A 16352-nucleotide genomic window follows, 5' to 3' on the forward strand; every position below is an offset into this window, starting at 1 on the left:
TGAATTGTATTTTCTTCCCGTAATCAGCCTGCTGTAGACTTTCGAAACTCCGTAGCTGTAAGTCCGGTTTGATTGGAGAAGAACCTACTGAAATGTGCTGCATCCTCAAAACCCAAAGTGCCAGCAATCTCTTTTACAGACCAATCCGTATACATCAACAATCGTTTGGCTTCAGCAATGATTCTGTTATGAATGACTTGTTGTGGCGTAAGCTCACTATACAAAGCAAAAAGATTAGAAATGGTTTTGGGCGATTTATATAATTGCTCAGCATAAAAACTGATGCGGTGTGCAGTTTTAAAATGCTTTTCTACAAGTAGATGAAAATGCCTAACAGTTGCATAGCCTTGATCATCCGGAATATTGGTAGGCAGGTATTGTTGCTTGGCAATTCTTGTTATTAATACAATTAACCTTACCAAATGATTTCGTAACATGGTTGCCTTGATTGCAGCATCTGAATTAAACTCCTCTTCAAACAACTCCTGCATCATTTTCATTTTGCCAATATTGGCTTCATCCAATTGAACGAACATAGTTGGAGAAGGTCCGTAAAAGAGTAACCCAACGCAACCCACTTCGGCATCATGGTTTACCACACAATAAAACTCTCTGTTAAACTGCCAAGCAATCAAATTTGCCGGTTGTTCAAAACGAAAAGTCTGACTCAGCATCAACGGCAATATCGTATTGGCATGAAAAGGATAAGCAATTTCATCAATCACCACCACTTGTTCAGGACCGGGATTCCATACAATGGTATAATAATCCGGCCCCTTAACCGGACCGAAACGGACTTGAGAAAAACCTGCTTCTTGTATTAGCATCACCAGATGTGCTTGCTCATCCGGTATTGTAAAACTGTATTGCATCCTGACAGTAAAATACTGAATTCAATGCGATGCTTGGAAAAACTTTATGTAATAAAAAACCCTCCGCTTGTTGCAGAGGGTTTGTGCCCCAGGCGGGACTTGAACCCGCACTCGCTTTTCGGCGAACAGGATTTTAAGTCCTGCGTGTCTACCAATTCCACCACCAGGGCGAACCCAGTATTAGCGACTCCAAATGTCGGAAATCGTTGCTACCGAAAAAAAATCCCGACGTGGGTCGGGACTTTCAGAGCGGAAGACCGGGCTCGAACCGGCCACCCCAACCTTGGCAAGGTTGTGCTCTACCAAATGAGCTACTTCCGCTTGTTTGTTAAGAACTAAATTGGGAGTGCAAAAATAGACAACCAGCGTTCTCAACAAAATTTTTATGCAAGTTTTTTTACTTGTATTTAGGTTCGTACTTGCTGCTCTCCTGTACTTCTACCTTGGGCGTGCCCTTATAACGCTGATTGTACAGACGATAACATCCGCCCAGCACAAAAGCCATAATACAGAACACCTGCAGATAAAATAAAAATCTGGAGGAGTTTACCCAATTGTGGGTGAAATCTTTGCTCTTAATCTCGTTGATTTCGTTTGACATGGTTTTGGAATTGCGTTGCAAAAATAAGGGGGCAGCAGTAATTAGCGCAAAGGTTTCTGCACAATTTCATGAAAGTAGCGCTTGCCTTTCACAAAATATTGCCAAACCACCGAAGTATGGGCCACTCCGGCTAGTGAATGCATTGGTTTTGTTATGCTTGTATAACGAATCTTACCCGTTACGATACGACTAAAAAATGCCAGATGCGCCCTGAAAATAGCTGCAAAAAAATACACATCGCCTTGTAATAAACCCTTCCAGGCAGAAATAGCATCCAAACCCAGCCGTACAGGTATTTTCCAAATCATTTCGCCAAATGGCAGGTTTTTCATCAACATCACTAAGTTGTTGCGGAAATTCAGGAATACTTTGCGGCCGCCACGAGGCAAAGTACCTCCGCCTACGTGATAGACCACAGCTGCCGGACAAGCTTTGAGCTGATAACCGGCCAGTTGCAAGCGCCAACAGAGATCAATTTCTTCTTGATGCGCAAAAAAACTGGCATCCAACCCACCTACCTGATGATAACAAGCAGCCCTGATGCACAAAGCAGCACCCGAAGCCCAAAAAATAGACGCATTAGTATCATATTGCCCCTGATCAGTCTCGCAGACATCGAACACACGGCCCCGCGAGAATGGATAACCCAATGGATCCAACCATCCACCTGCGGCTCCGGCATATTCAAAAGCTGTTTTATCATGGTAGGCTAATAGCTTTGGCTGACAAGCAGCCAATGTAGAATCTGCTTCCAATAAATCAATCATCGGCGCCAGCCAATGCTTATCCACTTCTACATCCGAGTTGAGCAATACATAATAGTCCGTGTCCAATTCCTTTAAAACACGGTTATAGCCCCCTGCAAAACCTTCATTACTATGATAGCGACGTAGATCTAGTTGCGGATACTTCGCCTGCAGAAAAGCTACAGAATCGTCGGTAGATGCATTATCAGCTACCACCAAGTGCATATTGGGATAATCTGTTGCCAGCACGGAAGGCAGAAATCTTTCCAGATGCTGCTTACCATTGTAATTGAGAATCACTACCGCTACGGTGGGTGCTGACATGGGCACGAAAATAAGGCATCAATGCTGTACACCCCAATCTACCAAATAGCGAACTTCTTTAGGTACGGTACGTATGCGCTCCTCTCGAGGTGATGTCTTGTGTCCAAGACGAACAATAATCATTTGCTTAGCCGGTATTACAATGATAAACTGCCCCAAAATACCGCGTGCATAAAATACTCCGGGATGCAGGGGATCTAACCACCACTGATAGCCATAATAGTCACATGCTTCACCTCTATCATCCTTGATACCACAAGCTTTGATGGAGTTAACAAAATAGCTGCTATCAATCACTGGAACGCCATTGATCTTACCACTATCCAACATCAATTTGCCAATGCGGGCAAAATCGCGCGCATTTGAATTGAAACAACAATAAGCTTTCACTGCTCCACCAGGATGATCATAGCTCCACAAAGCCGGGTGCTCTGCGCCCAAGGGCTGCCATAATTTTTCCGCAGCATATGCCGCCAATGATTTACCCGTTGCTTTTTCTACAATCAATCCCAATAGCTGTGTATCGCCTGATTTGTACCGATGCAAAGTACCCGGCTCATGCGTCATGTTTACGCCAGTAGCTGTTTTGCGTACATCTGTACCGTAATATAGTTCTGCAGTTACAGATAAGGGGTTCCAATACGATTCATCAAAATCAGTTCCACTGCTCATGGTTAATACGTCTACTATACGCACAGCTGCTTTCTTGCCTTCATTAAATTCTGGTACATATTTTCCTACCGGATCATTAATGGAACCAATCAATCCGTCCTTGATGGCTGCACCAATCAATAAGCTGGTTACACTCTTCGCCATGGAAAAAGAACCCGATAAAGAACTATCACTATAGCCATCCCAATATTTCTCTAACACAACACTATCCTTCTTAATCACTAACAATGCAACCGTCTGAATCTTCTCCAGCAATTGATTCAAGGAATCAGGATAATCTTTGATCGTAGTTCCCTCAGCCCAAGGTTTTGCTGCAGCTACAGTTACTGTATCATTACTGAACTTTTGGTAATCATCAATACCGGCAAAATTGTAGATGACTGCTTTGAACAAATAGGTTTTGCCGGATGCCACTGCATACACAGCAATCAATAACATCAGGGCTAAAACAACCTGAAACACTCTGAGCAATATTGTTTTCATATGCGTTCGTTAGAATTTAAGCAACATGCCGAAATCGTCCTGCACGTCTTTGCCTAAGATAAACTTTCTTTCTTCAACCACCTGAAATCCCTGCGACTGATAAAAAGCAATAGCAGCTGTATTCTGCTGCCATACACATAAAGAAATACCTTTGTAACCATTACTGCTTGCCCAATCAATTCCTTGCTGCAAGAGGGCTTTACCCCAGCCCTTTCCTTTCGCAGCATGAGCAAGATAAATGCGTTTGAGTTCAACTGCTCCTTCAAAAGGTGTTTCCAATTCAGAAGGCCCCATCATCAGATAACCCACTAATCCGGTTTCTGTCTCCAAGACAAAACAAGGAAAATCAGTATTCAATTCCTGAGCGATGATTTCTGTACGAAAATGGGTATCCAAATAGTCCTGCATATCCTCTGCAGTATTGGCATAAGCATAGGTTGCTTCAAAAGTGTTGCGCATCAACTGCACCAAGGCTGAAAGATCACTAGCCTCTGCCTTTCTAATCAAAGGGTTCATGATTCAAAGTTGCTGAAAAAAACTATCTTGCAGGCGAAAGAAACAACATGCAATTCTTAGGCCTCAATCTAGATTTTCTCGATCACCCCACACGCTAAGCTGATCTGCCGGTACAATTACCGGCCAATATTGCCTATTTATTTGTTTCATCGTTACACCAACTTTTATGACTACGCATACGCTGTCTGCAAAGACTGCCTACTATCTTGATTTGGAAGCACAATATGGTGCCCATAATTATCATCCTCTACCAGTAGTACTGGAAAAAGGCGAAGGTGTTTTTCTCTGGGATGTAGAAGGAAAACGCTATTACGATTTCTTAAGCGGTTACTCAGCAGTTAACCAAGGCCATTGTCATCCACGCATTATTGCTGCATTAACACAACAGGCACAAAAGCTCACGCTTACTTCACGCGCTTTCTATAACAATATGCTGGGTGAGTACGAACAATACATCACCCAATATTTTGGGTATGATAAAGTATTGCCTATGAATACCGGCGTAGAAGGTGGTGAAACAGCGATCAAGCTGGCGAGACGCTGGGCTTACACACAAAAAGGTGTGGCAGAAAATAAAGCTCGTATTGTTTTTGCACGAAATAATTTCTGGGGACGCACATTGGCAGCTATCTCCTCCTCTACTGATCCAAGTAGCTACTCAAAGTTTGGCCCCTTCATGCCGGGCTTTGATTTAGTGAATTACAATGATCTCGCTGATTTGGAAAAAGCCTTGCAAAATCCGGATGTTGCTGCTTTCATGGTAGAACCGATTCAAGGTGAAGCTGGTGTGGTAGTGCCCGATGCTGGTTACCTGCAAGGTGTTCGTGCTCTATGCGATCAATACAATGTTTTATTCATTGCTGATGAAATTCAGACCGGTTTAGCTAGAACAGGTAGAATGTTAGCCTGCGATCATGAAAATGTTCGTCCGGATATTTTGATCCTCGGTAAAGCTTTGAGCGGAGGCACCCTACCAGTTTCCGCAGTACTCGCTGATGATGTGGTGATGATGAATATCAAACCAGGCGAACATGGCAGCACTTATGGCGGTAACCCACTTGCTTGTGCTGTTGCTACAACTGCTTTGCAAGTGTTGAAAGATGAACACATGGTTGAAAATGCAGCCAATATGGGTGTGCTCCTGCGCGATTTACTGAGCAAGATTGATAGCCCCTATATCAAAACAGTTCGCGGCAAAGGTTTGCTGAACGCGATTGTGATTGATCATCCAAATAAAGATGCGGCTTGGGATCTTTGCTTAAGTCTGAAAGAAGAAGGTTTATTAGCTAAACCAACACATGGCGATAAGATTCGGTTTGCGCCACCATTGTTGATCAATGCAGCGCAGATAGAAGAATGTGTGCACATTATTGCACATTGTGTACACAAACTCTGATATACAAACCCATACCAAGTGTATGGGTTTTATCTTTAAGTATATAATCAACCCTTATGACAGATATACACTTGCACCACGAAGAACATCTGCAAAGCTCAGATCTATTAAAGGATATTGTGATTGGTATGAGTGATGGACTGACTGTTCCTTTTGCATTGGCAGCAGGTTTAAGTGGTGCAGTAGATTCTACTGCAGTGATTGTGATTGCAGGTGTGGCCGAAATCGCAGCAGGCTCTATCGCCATGGGACTAGGTGGCTATCTCGCTGGTAAAACAGAACAAGACCATTACAACAGTGAATTGAAAAAAGAATACTGGGAGATCGACCACAAAAGAGAAGTAGAAATTGAAGAAGTGCGCAAAGTGTTTGCTGAGTTGGGTCTCAGCACAGAAGTACAAGAGAAAGCCACCACGGAGATCATTAAAGACAGAGACCGTTGGGTTGATTTTATGATGCGCTATGAACTGGGTTTAGAGAAGCCTGATCCCAAGCGAGCACGCAATAGCGCTTTCAATATTGGTGTGAGTTATGTATTGGGTGGACTAGTACCACTTTGTCCCTACTTCTTTATCAGCGATAGTATTGAAGCACTGGAAATATCAGTAATCATTACATTGATATGCCTCTTTGTATTCGGCTATTTCAAAAGTAAGATTACAGGTGTGCCACCATTATCCGGCGGATTGAAAGTCATGATGATTGGTGCGATGGCTGCAGGTGCAGCTTTTGGTATTGCCAGATTGATTGAATCTTTTTAATCAACCACTTTCTTAGCTGGCAATTCCATCTTGGGTAGAAAGCCCATGATCATCATGGTGAAGGAAAGGGCTACAACTAAATAGATTCCCAATTTCTTTTCGGGGCACTCACCAGCCAAGCAGGTAGTAAGCAACAAATAGTTTCTGATAGACCAAGAGAAATTAAAAATGCCGATGAAGACATTCACACGCTTAGCCCAAACCTTAGGAATCAGGAAGAAGAGCAACATAATGCCGCCGAATATCATGTGCAATAAGCCCGGCTTACCAAAGCGGGTGCCTTCTGCAAAAAATCCGGTAATGGTGAGTTCTCTGCTGGCGATATAAGTCCAAGGCATGAAGCAAACTGCTACCAATGCCAGGAAAGCCAGTATTCCGATGGTTTGTGAATGTTTCATGAATCTTTATATTATCTATGCCCAACCCTGAATGCAAATATTGATACATAATAAGATGAAAAGCAAATAATTATCCAAAATTTACACTTACTTATTGACAACTTAAAGAAAGGCAACTAAAATTAGTTTTTGTAAGAGTTCTCATCTTTCTATATTTACAGCGAAAAGGAAAACGGGTGCTCGTAACACCCGCTTCCATTAGTGATTTTAGAAGAACAAACTTCTAATTTTACTCACTAAATTCAGAACTAAACAAACTGTCTGAATTACAGACTGGAAAAGGCGGATCTTATCGATTCGCTTTTTTTCTTGATGGACTTTTGCCATCTTATTTAAAACCGGATTTTAATTGCCCGGATCCTTTACTAAGGTGCTTTACAAATATAACACACCTTTCAACTATATGCTACAAAACTTAGCATGATTGCTACTATTGGAAAAGAGTTGTGAATGAGATGTGAATTGGAAGAGATTAACACAAATACAAGATCTCATTTTAGTTAATCGGATAAAAGCTGTTTTAATCTACAGTAGCCCTAAAAAGCCAAAGGTTTTCAAAATCGTCGATTGACATAAATAAAAGAGTCGCCAAAAAGGCGACTTATGTTATGAGGTCCCGAGCGGATTCGAACCGCTGTAGAAGCTTTTGCAGAGCTCTGCCTAGCCACTCGGCCACAGGACCATTTCCTATTCAGGGCTGCGAAAATACAGCTTGCCCGCATATTATGCAAGCAAAACCCGAAATTTGCTGTCTGAACCCATGATTATGAACAGAATAGCAGAGAGTGAGCTAATTATTAATGCCCGTGGCGCTGTTTACCACCTTGATGTAAGACCTGAAGAACTGGCGAATACCATTATCACTGTTGGAGACCCTGACCGTGTAGCTGCAGTGAGCAAGCATTTTGATCGCATTGAGGGCAAATTCCAGCACAGAGAATTCATTACCCATACCGGCTATATCGGCCAAAAACGCATTTCTGTAGTGTCTACCGGTATTGGTCCTGACAATATTGATATTGTACTTAACGAACTGGACGCTTTGGCTAACATTGACTTTGCTACGCGTACCATCAAACCACAACTAAACTCCCTCACCATCATCCGTATCGGCACTTCAGGTTCTTTGCAGGCCGATATTCCTGTAGATGGATTTGTAGCGGGCACCCATGGTTTGGGTGTAGACAATTTGTTACATTTCTACAAACACAGCAATAATGAAGAAGAAGTGCAATTGCTGCAAGAATTTGTAACCCAGACAGGACTCACCGGCACACAACCTTATATTGCTGCTGCTGGCATCAGTGTATTGAAGCATTTTGTAGATGGATTTCATCATGGCATTACCGTTACTTGCCCGGGCTTCTATGGTCCACAGGGCCGAGTTTTGCGTTTGGGCCTAACGAATCCTCAACTGGTTGATCGCTTAACCGATTTCCGTTTTGGTAATCACCGTATTTCCAATTTTGAAATGGAGACCAGTGCGATTTATGGATTGGGTAAATTACTCGGTCATCAGTGCTTAAGCTTGAATGCCATTGTTGCCAACCGCGTACAAAAAGCATTTAGCAAAGATGGTGGCGCAGCTGTTGAAGCATTGATTCAAAAAGCATTAGGCATTATCGCAAACATACCCGAATAACATGCATATCCGTTTTGCCAAATACCAGGGAACCGGCAATGATTTTGTGATCATTGATAATAGATTCAATCCAGTGCAATTAAGCACAGAGCAGATTCATCATTTGTGTGATCGTCGTTTTGGGATTGGTGGAGACGGACTCATGTTGTTACAGGATAAGCCAGGCTACGATTTTGAAATGAAGTATTACAATGCTGATGGCAAAGAAGGCAGTATGTGTGGTAATGGTGGCCGATGCATGGTGCAGTTTGCCAATGACCGAGGCATTCATCGTACCGATTATTTCTTTCTGGCTGTTGATGGTCCGCATGAAGCCAAAATTGCCTTGAATGGTTGGATACACCTGAAGATGAAGGATGTTGATGCAGTAGAAAATAACAATGGCGATGCTGTTTTGGATACGGGCTCACCGCACTATATCCGCAAAACAGAAAACCTGCAGACCCTGAATGTTTTTGAAGAAGGCAGAAAAATTCGATACAACGACAGATTCTCTGAAAAAGGTATTAATGTCAATTTTATTGAACCAAGGGATAATGGTCTCTTCGTGCGCACATATGAACGTGGTGTGGAAGATGAAACTTTCAGCTGCGGCACAGGAGTTACTGCTGCTGCTTTAACGGCAGCTAGGCAGATTGGTTACAACAGAATTGATATCACCACCCTCGGAGGCAAACTGGCTGTAGAATACACCAAAGCAGATGAACAGACATTTCATTCTATTTGGTTGTGTGGGCCGGCCACATTTGTATTTGAAGGGCAAATTGATATTTAACACAGGCTTCCTGCAAGAAAGAGCGGCATTTGATGTGCATCACCTAAATTCGCCTGCCGGTAAACCAAACCATGATACAGTACTTCAAAAATATCGACAGTCAGACCATCGAGATCGATAAACCCGAAGTGGGTGCATGGGTGAATCTTGTTCCACCTTTTAAAGACGAAGAGTTTACTGAATTGAGTGAGGGATTGGAAATTCCTGTGGAGTTTCTGCGCGACTCCTTAGATATCGACGAGCGCCCCCGCTATGAATTGGAAGACAATGTAAAGTTCATTGTCATTAAAACGCCTACTGAGAATAATTCCTTTAATGATAGTGATGCATTTTATATTACCATCCCTATCTGTATCATCCTGACGCATAATCAAATTGTAACTGTAAATTCTTTTGATAACGGCGCTATTAAAAAATTCCTGAACTCTTTCCAGAAACGCCATCCGGATAAAAGAAACATGATGGTGCTCAAGATCTTTGAGAAAGTGGTACAGAATTTCATGGAGTATTTGAAAGAGATCAATAATCGCCGTAATCAATACGAAACTTCATTGTACGAGAGTAACAACAATGAAGACTTATTGAACCTGATGCGTATTCAGAAGAGTCTGGTGTATTTCGTAACAGCACTTCGTAGCAATGAAATGCTGATGATGAAACTGGAGCGCACCAATTTCTTAGGATTAACCGAAGAAGAAAGAGAGTTTCTGCAGGATTTGATCGTAGATACCAGTCAGGCCTTGGAGATGGCCAATGTATACACGAACATCCTCACAAGTTCCATGGATGCATTTGCCAGCATTATCAGCAATAATCTGAACAATGTGATGAAGCGCCTGACTTCTATCACCATCATTCTTTCTTTACCCATCTTGGTAACCAGTATCTATGGCATGAACGTGGATATACCCTATCAGCATTCCAATCATGCATTTTATATACCGGTAATTCTCTCCCTACTGATTTCTTTTGTAATCAGCTGGTATTTCATGAAAAAGAAATGGTTCTAAGATGCCACTCTTCAATGTACGTGTGTATGGCATTTTAGTAGACGAACAGAAAAGGGTTCTGGTGAGTGATGAATTCATCCGCGGCAATTATATCACCAAGTTTCCCGGTGGTGGATTAGAATTCGGAGAAGGCACACGCGACTGTTTGAAAAGGGAATTCATGGAAGAGACCGGTTTGGATGTGCGTGTAGGTGATCACTTGTACACCACAGATTTTTTTCAGATCTCTGCTTTCAATAACAAAGACCAGATCATCTCTATTTATTACTTCGTACATCCTATATCACCTATTACCCTCTCGACAAAAGAAACGCCTTTTGATTTTAGTCCTGAGCAAACAGCCAATCCCAATGGCGAATCAGAAGTATTTCGCTGGATTGCATGGGAACAATTAGATGCTAATGCACTTACCTTGCCTATCGACAAAGTAGTAGCACAATTACTCAAAGAGAAATATTAACCCGCCGTAGGAATATTGTCGAAACCATCTTCAGTTTGGCTATCCTTCATAGCAGAACGACGCATTTTCTCAGCCAAATCACGCCCTAGATAATTTTCAATCCATGCATGCACCAAATAAATCACCGGTGTTAATGCAATAGCCATGGCAAACTTGTAGAGATAGTTTCCGGTACCAATAGAAAAAACTTGTTGCAATGACATAGGTAAACCGTTACCGGGATTCACCCTTGGGCCTACATAAAAAGCAATGAATAAGACGATATAGCTATCGATTAATTGCGACACCAATGTAGAACCCGTTGCTCGCATCCATATCCAACGCTCGCCGGTAATTTTCTTGATTCTATGGAACACCAGAACATCGGCTATTTGCCCAATCAAAAAAGCTGTCAAAGAACCAAAGATGATCCACAAGCCCTGCCCAAAGATGGCTGCAAAAGCATTGTTCATATCCGGAATGCCCACACCTTCCCTGCTGCTTTGCCACCAATCGGCCGGTGCCAGTTGAATAGCGCCGTATAACATCACAAAGCCATAGGTAATGAGTGAAGCGGCGAGATAACTGAGAAAGCGCACGCCTTTATGCCCATAATATTCATTGATTATATCCGTCATGATGAAAACAACAGGCCAGAGCAATACACCAGTTGTGAGGTTGAAGGAAAAAGGCAGCCCCATAATATTCCAATTCACCGGATCAGCCCCAAGACTTCGCTCCAGTGAAAAAATCTTCACCCCCATGAATTCGGCTACGATGGCATTGGCAATAAAAAAGCCGCCAAGGATTAGGAATAACCTGCTGGACTTACTCTTCAGTATTTGATGAATCATGTTAGTTGTTGATTAAGAGGATGTAAAACTGTAGCACCAGCAACAACGCATTGATCAGAAACAACCATCTGCCCGATGCCGGCGATTTACCGGAGATAAACAATACCGCCCACCAAAGGTTGACGAGCAAGTTGAGGATGGGTGCCACAAACCAGCCCAGGATAATGATATAGTTATTCAGCTGCTCATTACCCACAAAATCATAGGTGCGTTGAATGGCTACGCAGACCAGGAATAACAAATTACAAATCAGTGCCAAACGTGTGGCAAATAATAGCGGTTTCATACGTCTTGATTCATTCAAAATAGCATTAATTTGCTGATATCATTGTGTAATTATGAAGAATTTCAACTGGAAGGCCATTTTGCCCCATGCGATTGCTGTTGCTGTGTTTCTGCTTGTTGCAGTTATTTTTTGCAAGCCGGCTCTTGAAGGAAAGGTATTGAACCAAAGTGATGTGATGCACTGGAAGGGCATGGTGCAGGATATGGAAAACTATAAGACCAAACATGGTCATTATCCTTTGTGGAATAACAATCTCTTCGGCGGTATGCCGGGTTATCAGATCACCTTGGATCCGGCCAACCCCATCACCCCGCTCCATTTGCATTTGTTGTTTACAGCTTTTCTGCCCAAGCCTCTCAATATGTTCTTCCTGCTTTGCATTGGCTTTTATTTTCTGAGTCAGGTTGTAGGTGTAAGGCCATGGCTAGGTATATTGGGTGGATTAGCTTATGCCTATGCAACCTATAGTCCAATTATTGTTTCCGTTGGGCATGATACCAAGATGTTGGCCATGGGTTATATGCCCGCATTAATAGGTGCACTCTGGCTGCTCTTCAACAAAAAATATTGGTGGGGCACGGCACTCACAGCCATCTTTACCTGTATGCTCGTGGGCATGAATCACCTGCAGATCACATACTATACTTTACTGATCGCAGTGGCTATGGGTATCGGATTTGCTATTCAGTGGATCAAGGCGAAAGATTACCAGCACTTCATTAAAGCAGCAGCATTGGCTGTAGTAGCCGGAGCATTAGGCGCTGCCACACATATGGTAACACTGGCTACTACCAGCGATTACTCCAAAGCCACCATGCGTAACGGCACATTGAATCTGGATACTGCTACCAATAGCACGAAGAAGTCTGCAGGTCTGCCAATAGATTATGCATACGCCTGGAGTTATGGCCCTGCTGAAACCTATACTTTATTGATCCCGGGTATTTATGGTGGTGGAAGTTCTGATCCCTACCCTCAGCCATCAAAGATGGTGGAGAAAATGACTGAATTGGGTGCACCTGAAAACCAGGTAATGGGCTTTCTGCGGTACTTCCCTATGTACTGGGGACCGCAAGAATTGGGTACATCAGGCCCTGTATATGTGGGTGCAGTGATTTGCTTCCTATTCATCTTTGCGATGGTATCGCTGAAAACACCAAACAAGTGGTGGATATTGGGTATTTCTGTTTTTGCCATCCTGCTGAGCTGGGGTAAAAACTTTATGGGCTTTAATGAATTCATTTTCCAATACCTGCCACTGTACAACAAGTTCAGAGCGCCAACCATGTCGCTGGTGATTCCACAATTGCTGTTTGCTTTTGCAGCGGTGATGGGTGTGGAACAATTGCTGCAAGAGAAATCAAAAGAAGCAGCTTTCAAACATTGGAAATTGGCAGGCTATATTACAGTTGGCATTGTGCTAGTTGCCCTCGCTTTCTATTTCAACTTTGATTATACACGCACGAATGATAAAGCCATTTTCCAGCAGATTACCGGAAACAATGAAGACCTCACAAAATCTTTGCTGAGTGCATTGAAGGCCGACAGACAATCCTTATTCACTGCTGATTTGATTCGCAGCATTGTGCTGATTGTATTGGCTGCAGGTTTATTGTGGGCCTATATCAAGGATAAGCTGAAAGCAAACGTTCTGGTATTCTCACTCTTGGCATTAACTACTTTCGATATTTTTCAGGTAGGCAAACGTTACTTAAATGAGAACAATTTCCAGGAAGAGCAGGAACTGAGTGATGCGTATTTCAAACCTAGTCCGATTGATGAAGCCATTAAAAAAGACACCGGCTATTATCGTGTACTGAACCTGACGATGGATGTATTCAATGATGCCATCACTTCTTACCACCACCGTTCAGTAGGTGGTTATCATCCTGCTAAGTTGAGTATCACAGAAGACCTGTTGAATTTCCAACTGCGCAATAAGCAGCCAATGAACAAGCATGTATTGGATATGCTGAATACCAAGTATGTGATTGTGCAGGACCAGCAGACAGGACAACCCAGCTACCAGCAAAATCCGGATGCCTTAGGGGCATGTTGGTTGGTAAAACATGTGCAAGCTGTTGATGGTCCAGTTAAAGTAATGAAGGGCCTTGATAGCTTCAATCCCAAAGACACTGCCATTGTTGATGCACGCACTGCAGGTACTATTACACAGCCAGTTTGGGATTCTACAGCAAGTATTCAACTTGTTTCGCATGATAATGATTTGATGGAATATGCTTCTACTGCAAATGCACCACAATTCGCAGTTTTCAGTGAAATCTTTTATGACAGAGGCTGGAAAGCTTATATTGATGATAAAGAAGCAACAATCATTCAAACGAATTATGTACTGCGTGGCTTAGCCATTCCTGCAGGCCAGCACCGCATTCGTTTTGAATTTAAACCGGCATCTTATTACAATAGCCAGAAAGCAGCCATGGGCGCATCGGCCATAACCTGGTTATTGTTATTGGGTGCACTCGCACAAATGCTTGTTCGCAAAAAAACAGCCGCCTAAATGCAGACAATCTCAGTACTTGGCATTATTTCTTATAAGGTTTGGCCGGCCCAAATGGGCGGACAAAAATGTGCTGCCGGGTTCTACGAGTATTTGTCGAATCAATGTGCTGTTACAGTGTTGGTATCTAGGGAAAATCAGCAAAAAGATATTCCACTGCAGCATGCAGAAAGCTTTTTATTTAACCATTGGTGGGGGCCGCTCAATATTATTTGGGTTCCTGCAATATTGATGCTGATCAAAAAAAGAAAGATCACGCATATCATTATTGAGCACTCTTATCTCGGGTGGTTGGGTTGGTTACTCAGTAAGCTGAGTGGCAGACCGCTGATTGTTCGTTCACACAATATTGAATCGCAGCGCTTGCGCGACAGAGCTGATGTATGGTGGGGTTTATATGCCTGGTATGAAAGATGGGTGCTTAGACATGTAGCGCATAATTTCTTTGTGACGGAAGAAGACATGCAATGGGCAATAGCCAAATGGAAAATTAAAGCAGAGAAAGCCAGTATAGCCAGTTTTGGTGTAACCCTTCAGCAGCCGCCATCAGGTGATGAAAAACATGGCTGCAGAAAATTCCTCGAAACTGCCCATGAGATTACCCCGGAAGAAAAAGTCTTTTTATTCAACGGCACACTGGATTATCTCCCAAATGTGGATGCCATTCGCATCATCATCTCTGAGTTGGTACCAAGATTGAGCAAATACCAAAACTTCCAGTATTGCATTCTAATATGCGGTAACAGACTGAGTGAGCCATGGCAACGTGTGCTGGATGAGTACGAGAATGTTGTCTACGCTGGATTTGTAGACGATATTGATATTTATTATGAAGGTGCAGACTGCTTTATCGTTCCCTCTTCCTTTGGTACCGGTATCAAAACAAAACTGATTGAGGCGCTTGCCAATAACCAGATGATCATCTCCACCCACAATGGCATCAAAGGATTAAAGACTGAGCATTATCTACACAAATTGATTGCTGTGCCCGATTACGATTGGGATGCTTTTGCTGAGGCCATGGTAAACCTGCCTGAAAAATCTTTATTGAAAACACCGGAAACTTTTTATCAGACTTTTCACTGGGAGCGCATCACCCGTAATGCACTTGCGCAGTTAGTACAACTATGAGTGAACAAGCACCCATATCATTTGTGATCATTACATACAACAGACCAGCCGATATGCTGGCGCTTTGCCAGAATATTGCCACGCTGGAAAAAGCGGATGCATTGTTACGCGAAATCATCATCGTTAACAACCAATCCACTGCTGATTACAGTGCAGTTGAAGCTTACATTCAATCACAACCGCAACTACCCTTTCGTTATACCATTGCCCCGGAAAACTTAGGTGTTGCAAGAGGCCGAAATTATGCACTGCAATTCAGTACTGCACCCATCATCATTATGCTGGATGATGATGCAGAAATGGGCAATCCGGATTGCCTGATACGATTGCTGGAAGTATTTGAACAAAATTCAGAAAGACCCACAGCTATTGTTTCATTCAAAGTGCTGTATCACTCCACCGGTGCCATGCAGGAAAATGCATTACCACACAAAAATTTTGCAGCATACAAAGACAAATCATTTTTTGAGACCTACTACTTTGCTGGTGGCGCACATGCCATCAAACGAAGTGTATTAGATGCAACGGGCAATTATCCTGAAGACTTTTTTTACGGCATGGAGGAGTATGACCTGAGCTATCGCATCATCAATAAAGGATACCGGATTGTGTACAGCGATAAAATCATCATGCTGCACAAAGAATCGCCGGAAGGCAGAACCCCTACCTGGCAAAAACTACAGATGATGTGGGTGAATAAATCCAAAGTAGCCTGGAGATACCTACCTACGGTTTATTTTTATACCACGGCATTTATGTGGAGTTTGCAATATCTAAAAATCAGTAGGTTTTATCTACCCGGCTTTGTGGAGGGCTGGAGAAAAATCGCAGCCATTCCTGCAACAGAGCAAAGAACAACCATCAGTGCAGCGGCTTTGGATTACTTGCAAAAGCTCCAAGCGAGATTAACCTATTAATTCTGTGA

Annotated in this window: 17 protein-coding genes and 3 tRNA genes; 9 read left to right on the forward strand and 11 right to left on the reverse strand. The window is 42.8% G+C overall.

Features of this window, described 5'->3' with window-relative positions:
* Positions 1-23: 23 nt before the first annotated feature.
* From J0L83_05455 to J0L83_05485, 7 genes are all read right to left on the reverse strand, one after another.
* Positions 24-872, reverse strand: coding sequence for an AraC family transcriptional regulator (locus tag J0L83_05455; GenBank protein MBN8663996.1), 849 nt, complete (start codon positions 870-872; stop codon positions 24-26).
* 84 nt (positions 873-956) lie between these two features.
* Positions 957-1042, reverse strand: a tRNA-Leu gene (locus tag J0L83_05460).
* A 78-nt stretch (positions 1043-1120) separates the two neighbouring features.
* Positions 1121-1193, reverse strand: a tRNA-Gly gene (locus J0L83_05465).
* Between the two features lie 76 nt (positions 1194-1269).
* Positions 1270-1473, reverse strand: coding sequence for a hypothetical protein (locus J0L83_05470; protein ID MBN8663997.1), 204 nt, complete (start codon positions 1471-1473; stop codon positions 1270-1272).
* Between the two features lie 41 nt (positions 1474-1514).
* Positions 1515-2543: a glycosyltransferase family 2 protein gene (locus J0L83_05475; protein MBN8663998.1), complete on the reverse strand. Its 1029-nt coding sequence runs from the start codon at positions 2541-2543 to the stop codon at positions 1515-1517.
* Positions 2544-2561: 18 nt separating this feature from the next.
* Positions 2562-3698: a serine hydrolase gene (locus J0L83_05480; GenBank protein MBN8663999.1), complete on the reverse strand. Its 1137-nt coding sequence runs from the start codon at positions 3696-3698 to the stop codon at positions 2562-2564.
* Positions 3699-3707: 9 nt separating this feature from the next.
* Entirely contained in the window at positions 3708-4214 is a 507-nt protein-coding gene (locus J0L83_05485; protein MBN8664000.1) for a GNAT family N-acetyltransferase, read from the reverse strand.
* Positions 4215-4380: 166 nt separating this feature from the next.
* Between J0L83_05485 and rocD the strand changes: the two genes are divergently transcribed.
* Both rocD and J0L83_05495 read left to right on the forward strand, forming a co-directional pair.
* The gene (rocD, locus tag J0L83_05490) at positions 4381-5610 is read left to right on the forward strand and encodes an ornithine--oxo-acid transaminase (protein ID MBN8664001.1); all 1230 of its coding nucleotides are present in this window, start codon (positions 4381-4383) and stop codon (positions 5608-5610) included.
* A gap of 56 nt (positions 5611-5666) precedes the next feature.
* Positions 5667-6371: a VIT1/CCC1 transporter family protein gene (locus J0L83_05495; GenBank protein ID MBN8664002.1), complete on the forward strand. Its 705-nt coding sequence runs from the start codon at positions 5667-5669 to the stop codon at positions 6369-6371.
* Here J0L83_05495 and J0L83_05500 read toward each other — a convergent pair.
* Together J0L83_05500 and J0L83_05505 are read right to left on the reverse strand one after the other, a co-directional pair.
* Complete coding sequence (locus J0L83_05500; protein ID MBN8664003.1) at positions 6368-6769, reverse strand: hypothetical protein; 402 nt, start codon at positions 6767-6769, stop codon at positions 6368-6370. The two genes, J0L83_05495 and J0L83_05500, sit on opposite strands and share 4 nt — an antisense overlap.
* A 611-nt stretch (positions 6770-7380) precedes the next feature.
* Positions 7381-7451: transfer RNA gene (locus J0L83_05505), tRNA-Cys, on the reverse strand.
* Between the two features lie 84 nt (positions 7452-7535).
* Between J0L83_05505 and J0L83_05510 the strand changes: the two genes are divergently transcribed.
* The 4 genes from J0L83_05510 to J0L83_05525 all read left to right on the forward strand — a co-directional run bounded on the left by J0L83_05510 (position 7536) and on the right by J0L83_05525 (position 10656).
* Positions 7536-8411, forward strand: a complete 876-nt coding sequence (locus J0L83_05510) for a nucleoside phosphorylase (GenBank protein ID MBN8664004.1) — start codon at positions 7536-7538, stop codon at positions 8409-8411.
* Position 8412: 1 nt separating this feature from the next.
* A complete protein-coding gene (locus J0L83_05515; GenBank protein MBN8664005.1) occupies positions 8413-9186 on the forward strand; it encodes a diaminopimelate epimerase in 774 nt (257 codons plus the stop codon).
* Between the two features lie 71 nt (positions 9187-9257).
* Positions 9258-10196, forward strand: a complete 939-nt coding sequence (locus tag J0L83_05520) for a magnesium transporter CorA family protein (GenBank protein ID MBN8664006.1) — start codon at positions 9258-9260, stop codon at positions 10194-10196.
* A 1-nt stretch (position 10197) separates the two neighbouring features.
* The gene (locus tag J0L83_05525) at positions 10198-10656 is read left to right on the forward strand and encodes an NUDIX domain-containing protein (protein MBN8664007.1); all 459 of its coding nucleotides are present in this window, start codon (positions 10198-10200) and stop codon (positions 10654-10656) included.
* Here J0L83_05525 and J0L83_05530 read toward each other — a convergent pair.
* A complete protein-coding gene (locus J0L83_05530) occupies positions 10653-11489 on the reverse strand; it encodes a queuosine precursor transporter (protein MBN8664008.1) in 837 nt (278 codons plus the stop codon). The two genes, J0L83_05525 and J0L83_05530, sit on opposite strands and share 4 nt — an antisense overlap.
* Position 11490: 1 nt before the next feature.
* Positions 11491-11775 carry a hypothetical protein gene (locus J0L83_05535; GenBank protein ID MBN8664009.1) on the reverse strand — a complete coding sequence of 95 codons (285 nt, stop codon included), beginning with the start codon at positions 11773-11775 and terminating at the stop codon, positions 11491-11493.
* 52 nt (positions 11776-11827) lie between these two features.
* Between J0L83_05535 and J0L83_05540 the strand changes: the two genes are divergently transcribed.
* From J0L83_05540 to J0L83_05550, 3 genes are read left to right on the forward strand one after another with little or no spacing between them, the layout of a single operon-like run.
* Entirely contained in the window at positions 11828-14296 is a 2469-nt protein-coding gene (locus J0L83_05540; protein MBN8664010.1) for a YfhO family protein, read from the forward strand.
* The gene (locus J0L83_05545; GenBank protein MBN8664011.1) at positions 14297-15427 is read left to right on the forward strand and encodes a glycosyltransferase family 4 protein; all 1131 of its coding nucleotides are present in this window, start codon (positions 14297-14299) and stop codon (positions 15425-15427) included.
* Positions 15424-16344: a glycosyltransferase family 2 protein gene (locus J0L83_05550; protein ID MBN8664012.1), complete on the forward strand. Its 921-nt coding sequence runs from the start codon at positions 15424-15426 to the stop codon at positions 16342-16344. The genes J0L83_05545 and J0L83_05550 overlap by 4 nt, the downstream gene beginning before the upstream one ends.
* Positions 16345-16352 lie beyond the last annotated feature (8 nt).

The organism is Chitinophagales bacterium, assembly GCA_017303835.1.
GTDB lineage: Bacteria > Bacteroidota > Bacteroidia > Chitinophagales > Chitinophagaceae > JAFLBI01.

Excerpts from the sequence above, each read along its gene's own strand:
- J0L83_05455 (MBN8663996.1), bottom strand. The coding sequence starts at position 872 with ATGCAATACAGTTTTACAATACCGGATGAGCAAGCACATCTGGTGATG.
- J0L83_05470 (MBN8663997.1), bottom strand. The coding sequence starts at position 1,473 with ATGTCAAACGAAATCAACGAGATTAAGAGCAAAGATTTCACCCACAAT.
- J0L83_05475 (MBN8663998.1), bottom strand. The coding sequence starts at position 2,543 with ATGTCAGCACCCACCGTAGCGGTAGTGATTCTCAATTACAATGGTAAG.
- J0L83_05480 (MBN8663999.1), bottom strand. The coding sequence starts at position 3,698 with ATGAAAACAATATTGCTCAGAGTGTTTCAGGTTGTTTTAGCCCTGATG.
- J0L83_05485 (MBN8664000.1), bottom strand. The coding sequence starts at position 4,214 with ATGAACCCTTTGATTAGAAAGGCAGAGGCTAGTGATCTTTCAGCCTTG.
- rocD (MBN8664001.1), top strand. The coding sequence starts at position 4,381 with ATGACTACGCATACGCTGTCTGCAAAGACTGCCTACTATCTTGATTTG.
- J0L83_05495 (MBN8664002.1), top strand. The coding sequence starts at position 5,667 with ATGACAGATATACACTTGCACCACGAAGAACATCTGCAAAGCTCAGAT.
- J0L83_05500 (MBN8664003.1), bottom strand. The coding sequence starts at position 6,769 with ATGAAACATTCACAAACCATCGGAATACTGGCTTTCCTGGCATTGGTA.
- J0L83_05510 (MBN8664004.1), top strand. The coding sequence starts at position 7,536 with ATGAACAGAATAGCAGAGAGTGAGCTAATTATTAATGCCCGTGGCGCT.
- J0L83_05515 (MBN8664005.1), top strand. The coding sequence starts at position 8,413 with ATGCATATCCGTTTTGCCAAATACCAGGGAACCGGCAATGATTTTGTG.
- J0L83_05520 (MBN8664006.1), top strand. The coding sequence starts at position 9,258 with ATGATACAGTACTTCAAAAATATCGACAGTCAGACCATCGAGATCGAT.
- J0L83_05525 (MBN8664007.1), top strand. The coding sequence starts at position 10,198 with ATGCCACTCTTCAATGTACGTGTGTATGGCATTTTAGTAGACGAACAG.
- J0L83_05530 (MBN8664008.1), bottom strand. The coding sequence starts at position 11,489 with ATGATTCATCAAATACTGAAGAGTAAGTCCAGCAGGTTATTCCTAATC.
- J0L83_05535 (MBN8664009.1), bottom strand. The coding sequence starts at position 11,775 with ATGAAACCGCTATTATTTGCCACACGTTTGGCACTGATTTGTAATTTG.
- J0L83_05540 (MBN8664010.1), top strand. The coding sequence starts at position 11,828 with ATGAAGAATTTCAACTGGAAGGCCATTTTGCCCCATGCGATTGCTGTT.
- J0L83_05545 (MBN8664011.1), top strand. The coding sequence starts at position 14,297 with ATGCAGACAATCTCAGTACTTGGCATTATTTCTTATAAGGTTTGGCCG.
- J0L83_05550 (MBN8664012.1), top strand. The coding sequence starts at position 15,424 with ATGAGTGAACAAGCACCCATATCATTTGTGATCATTACATACAACAGA.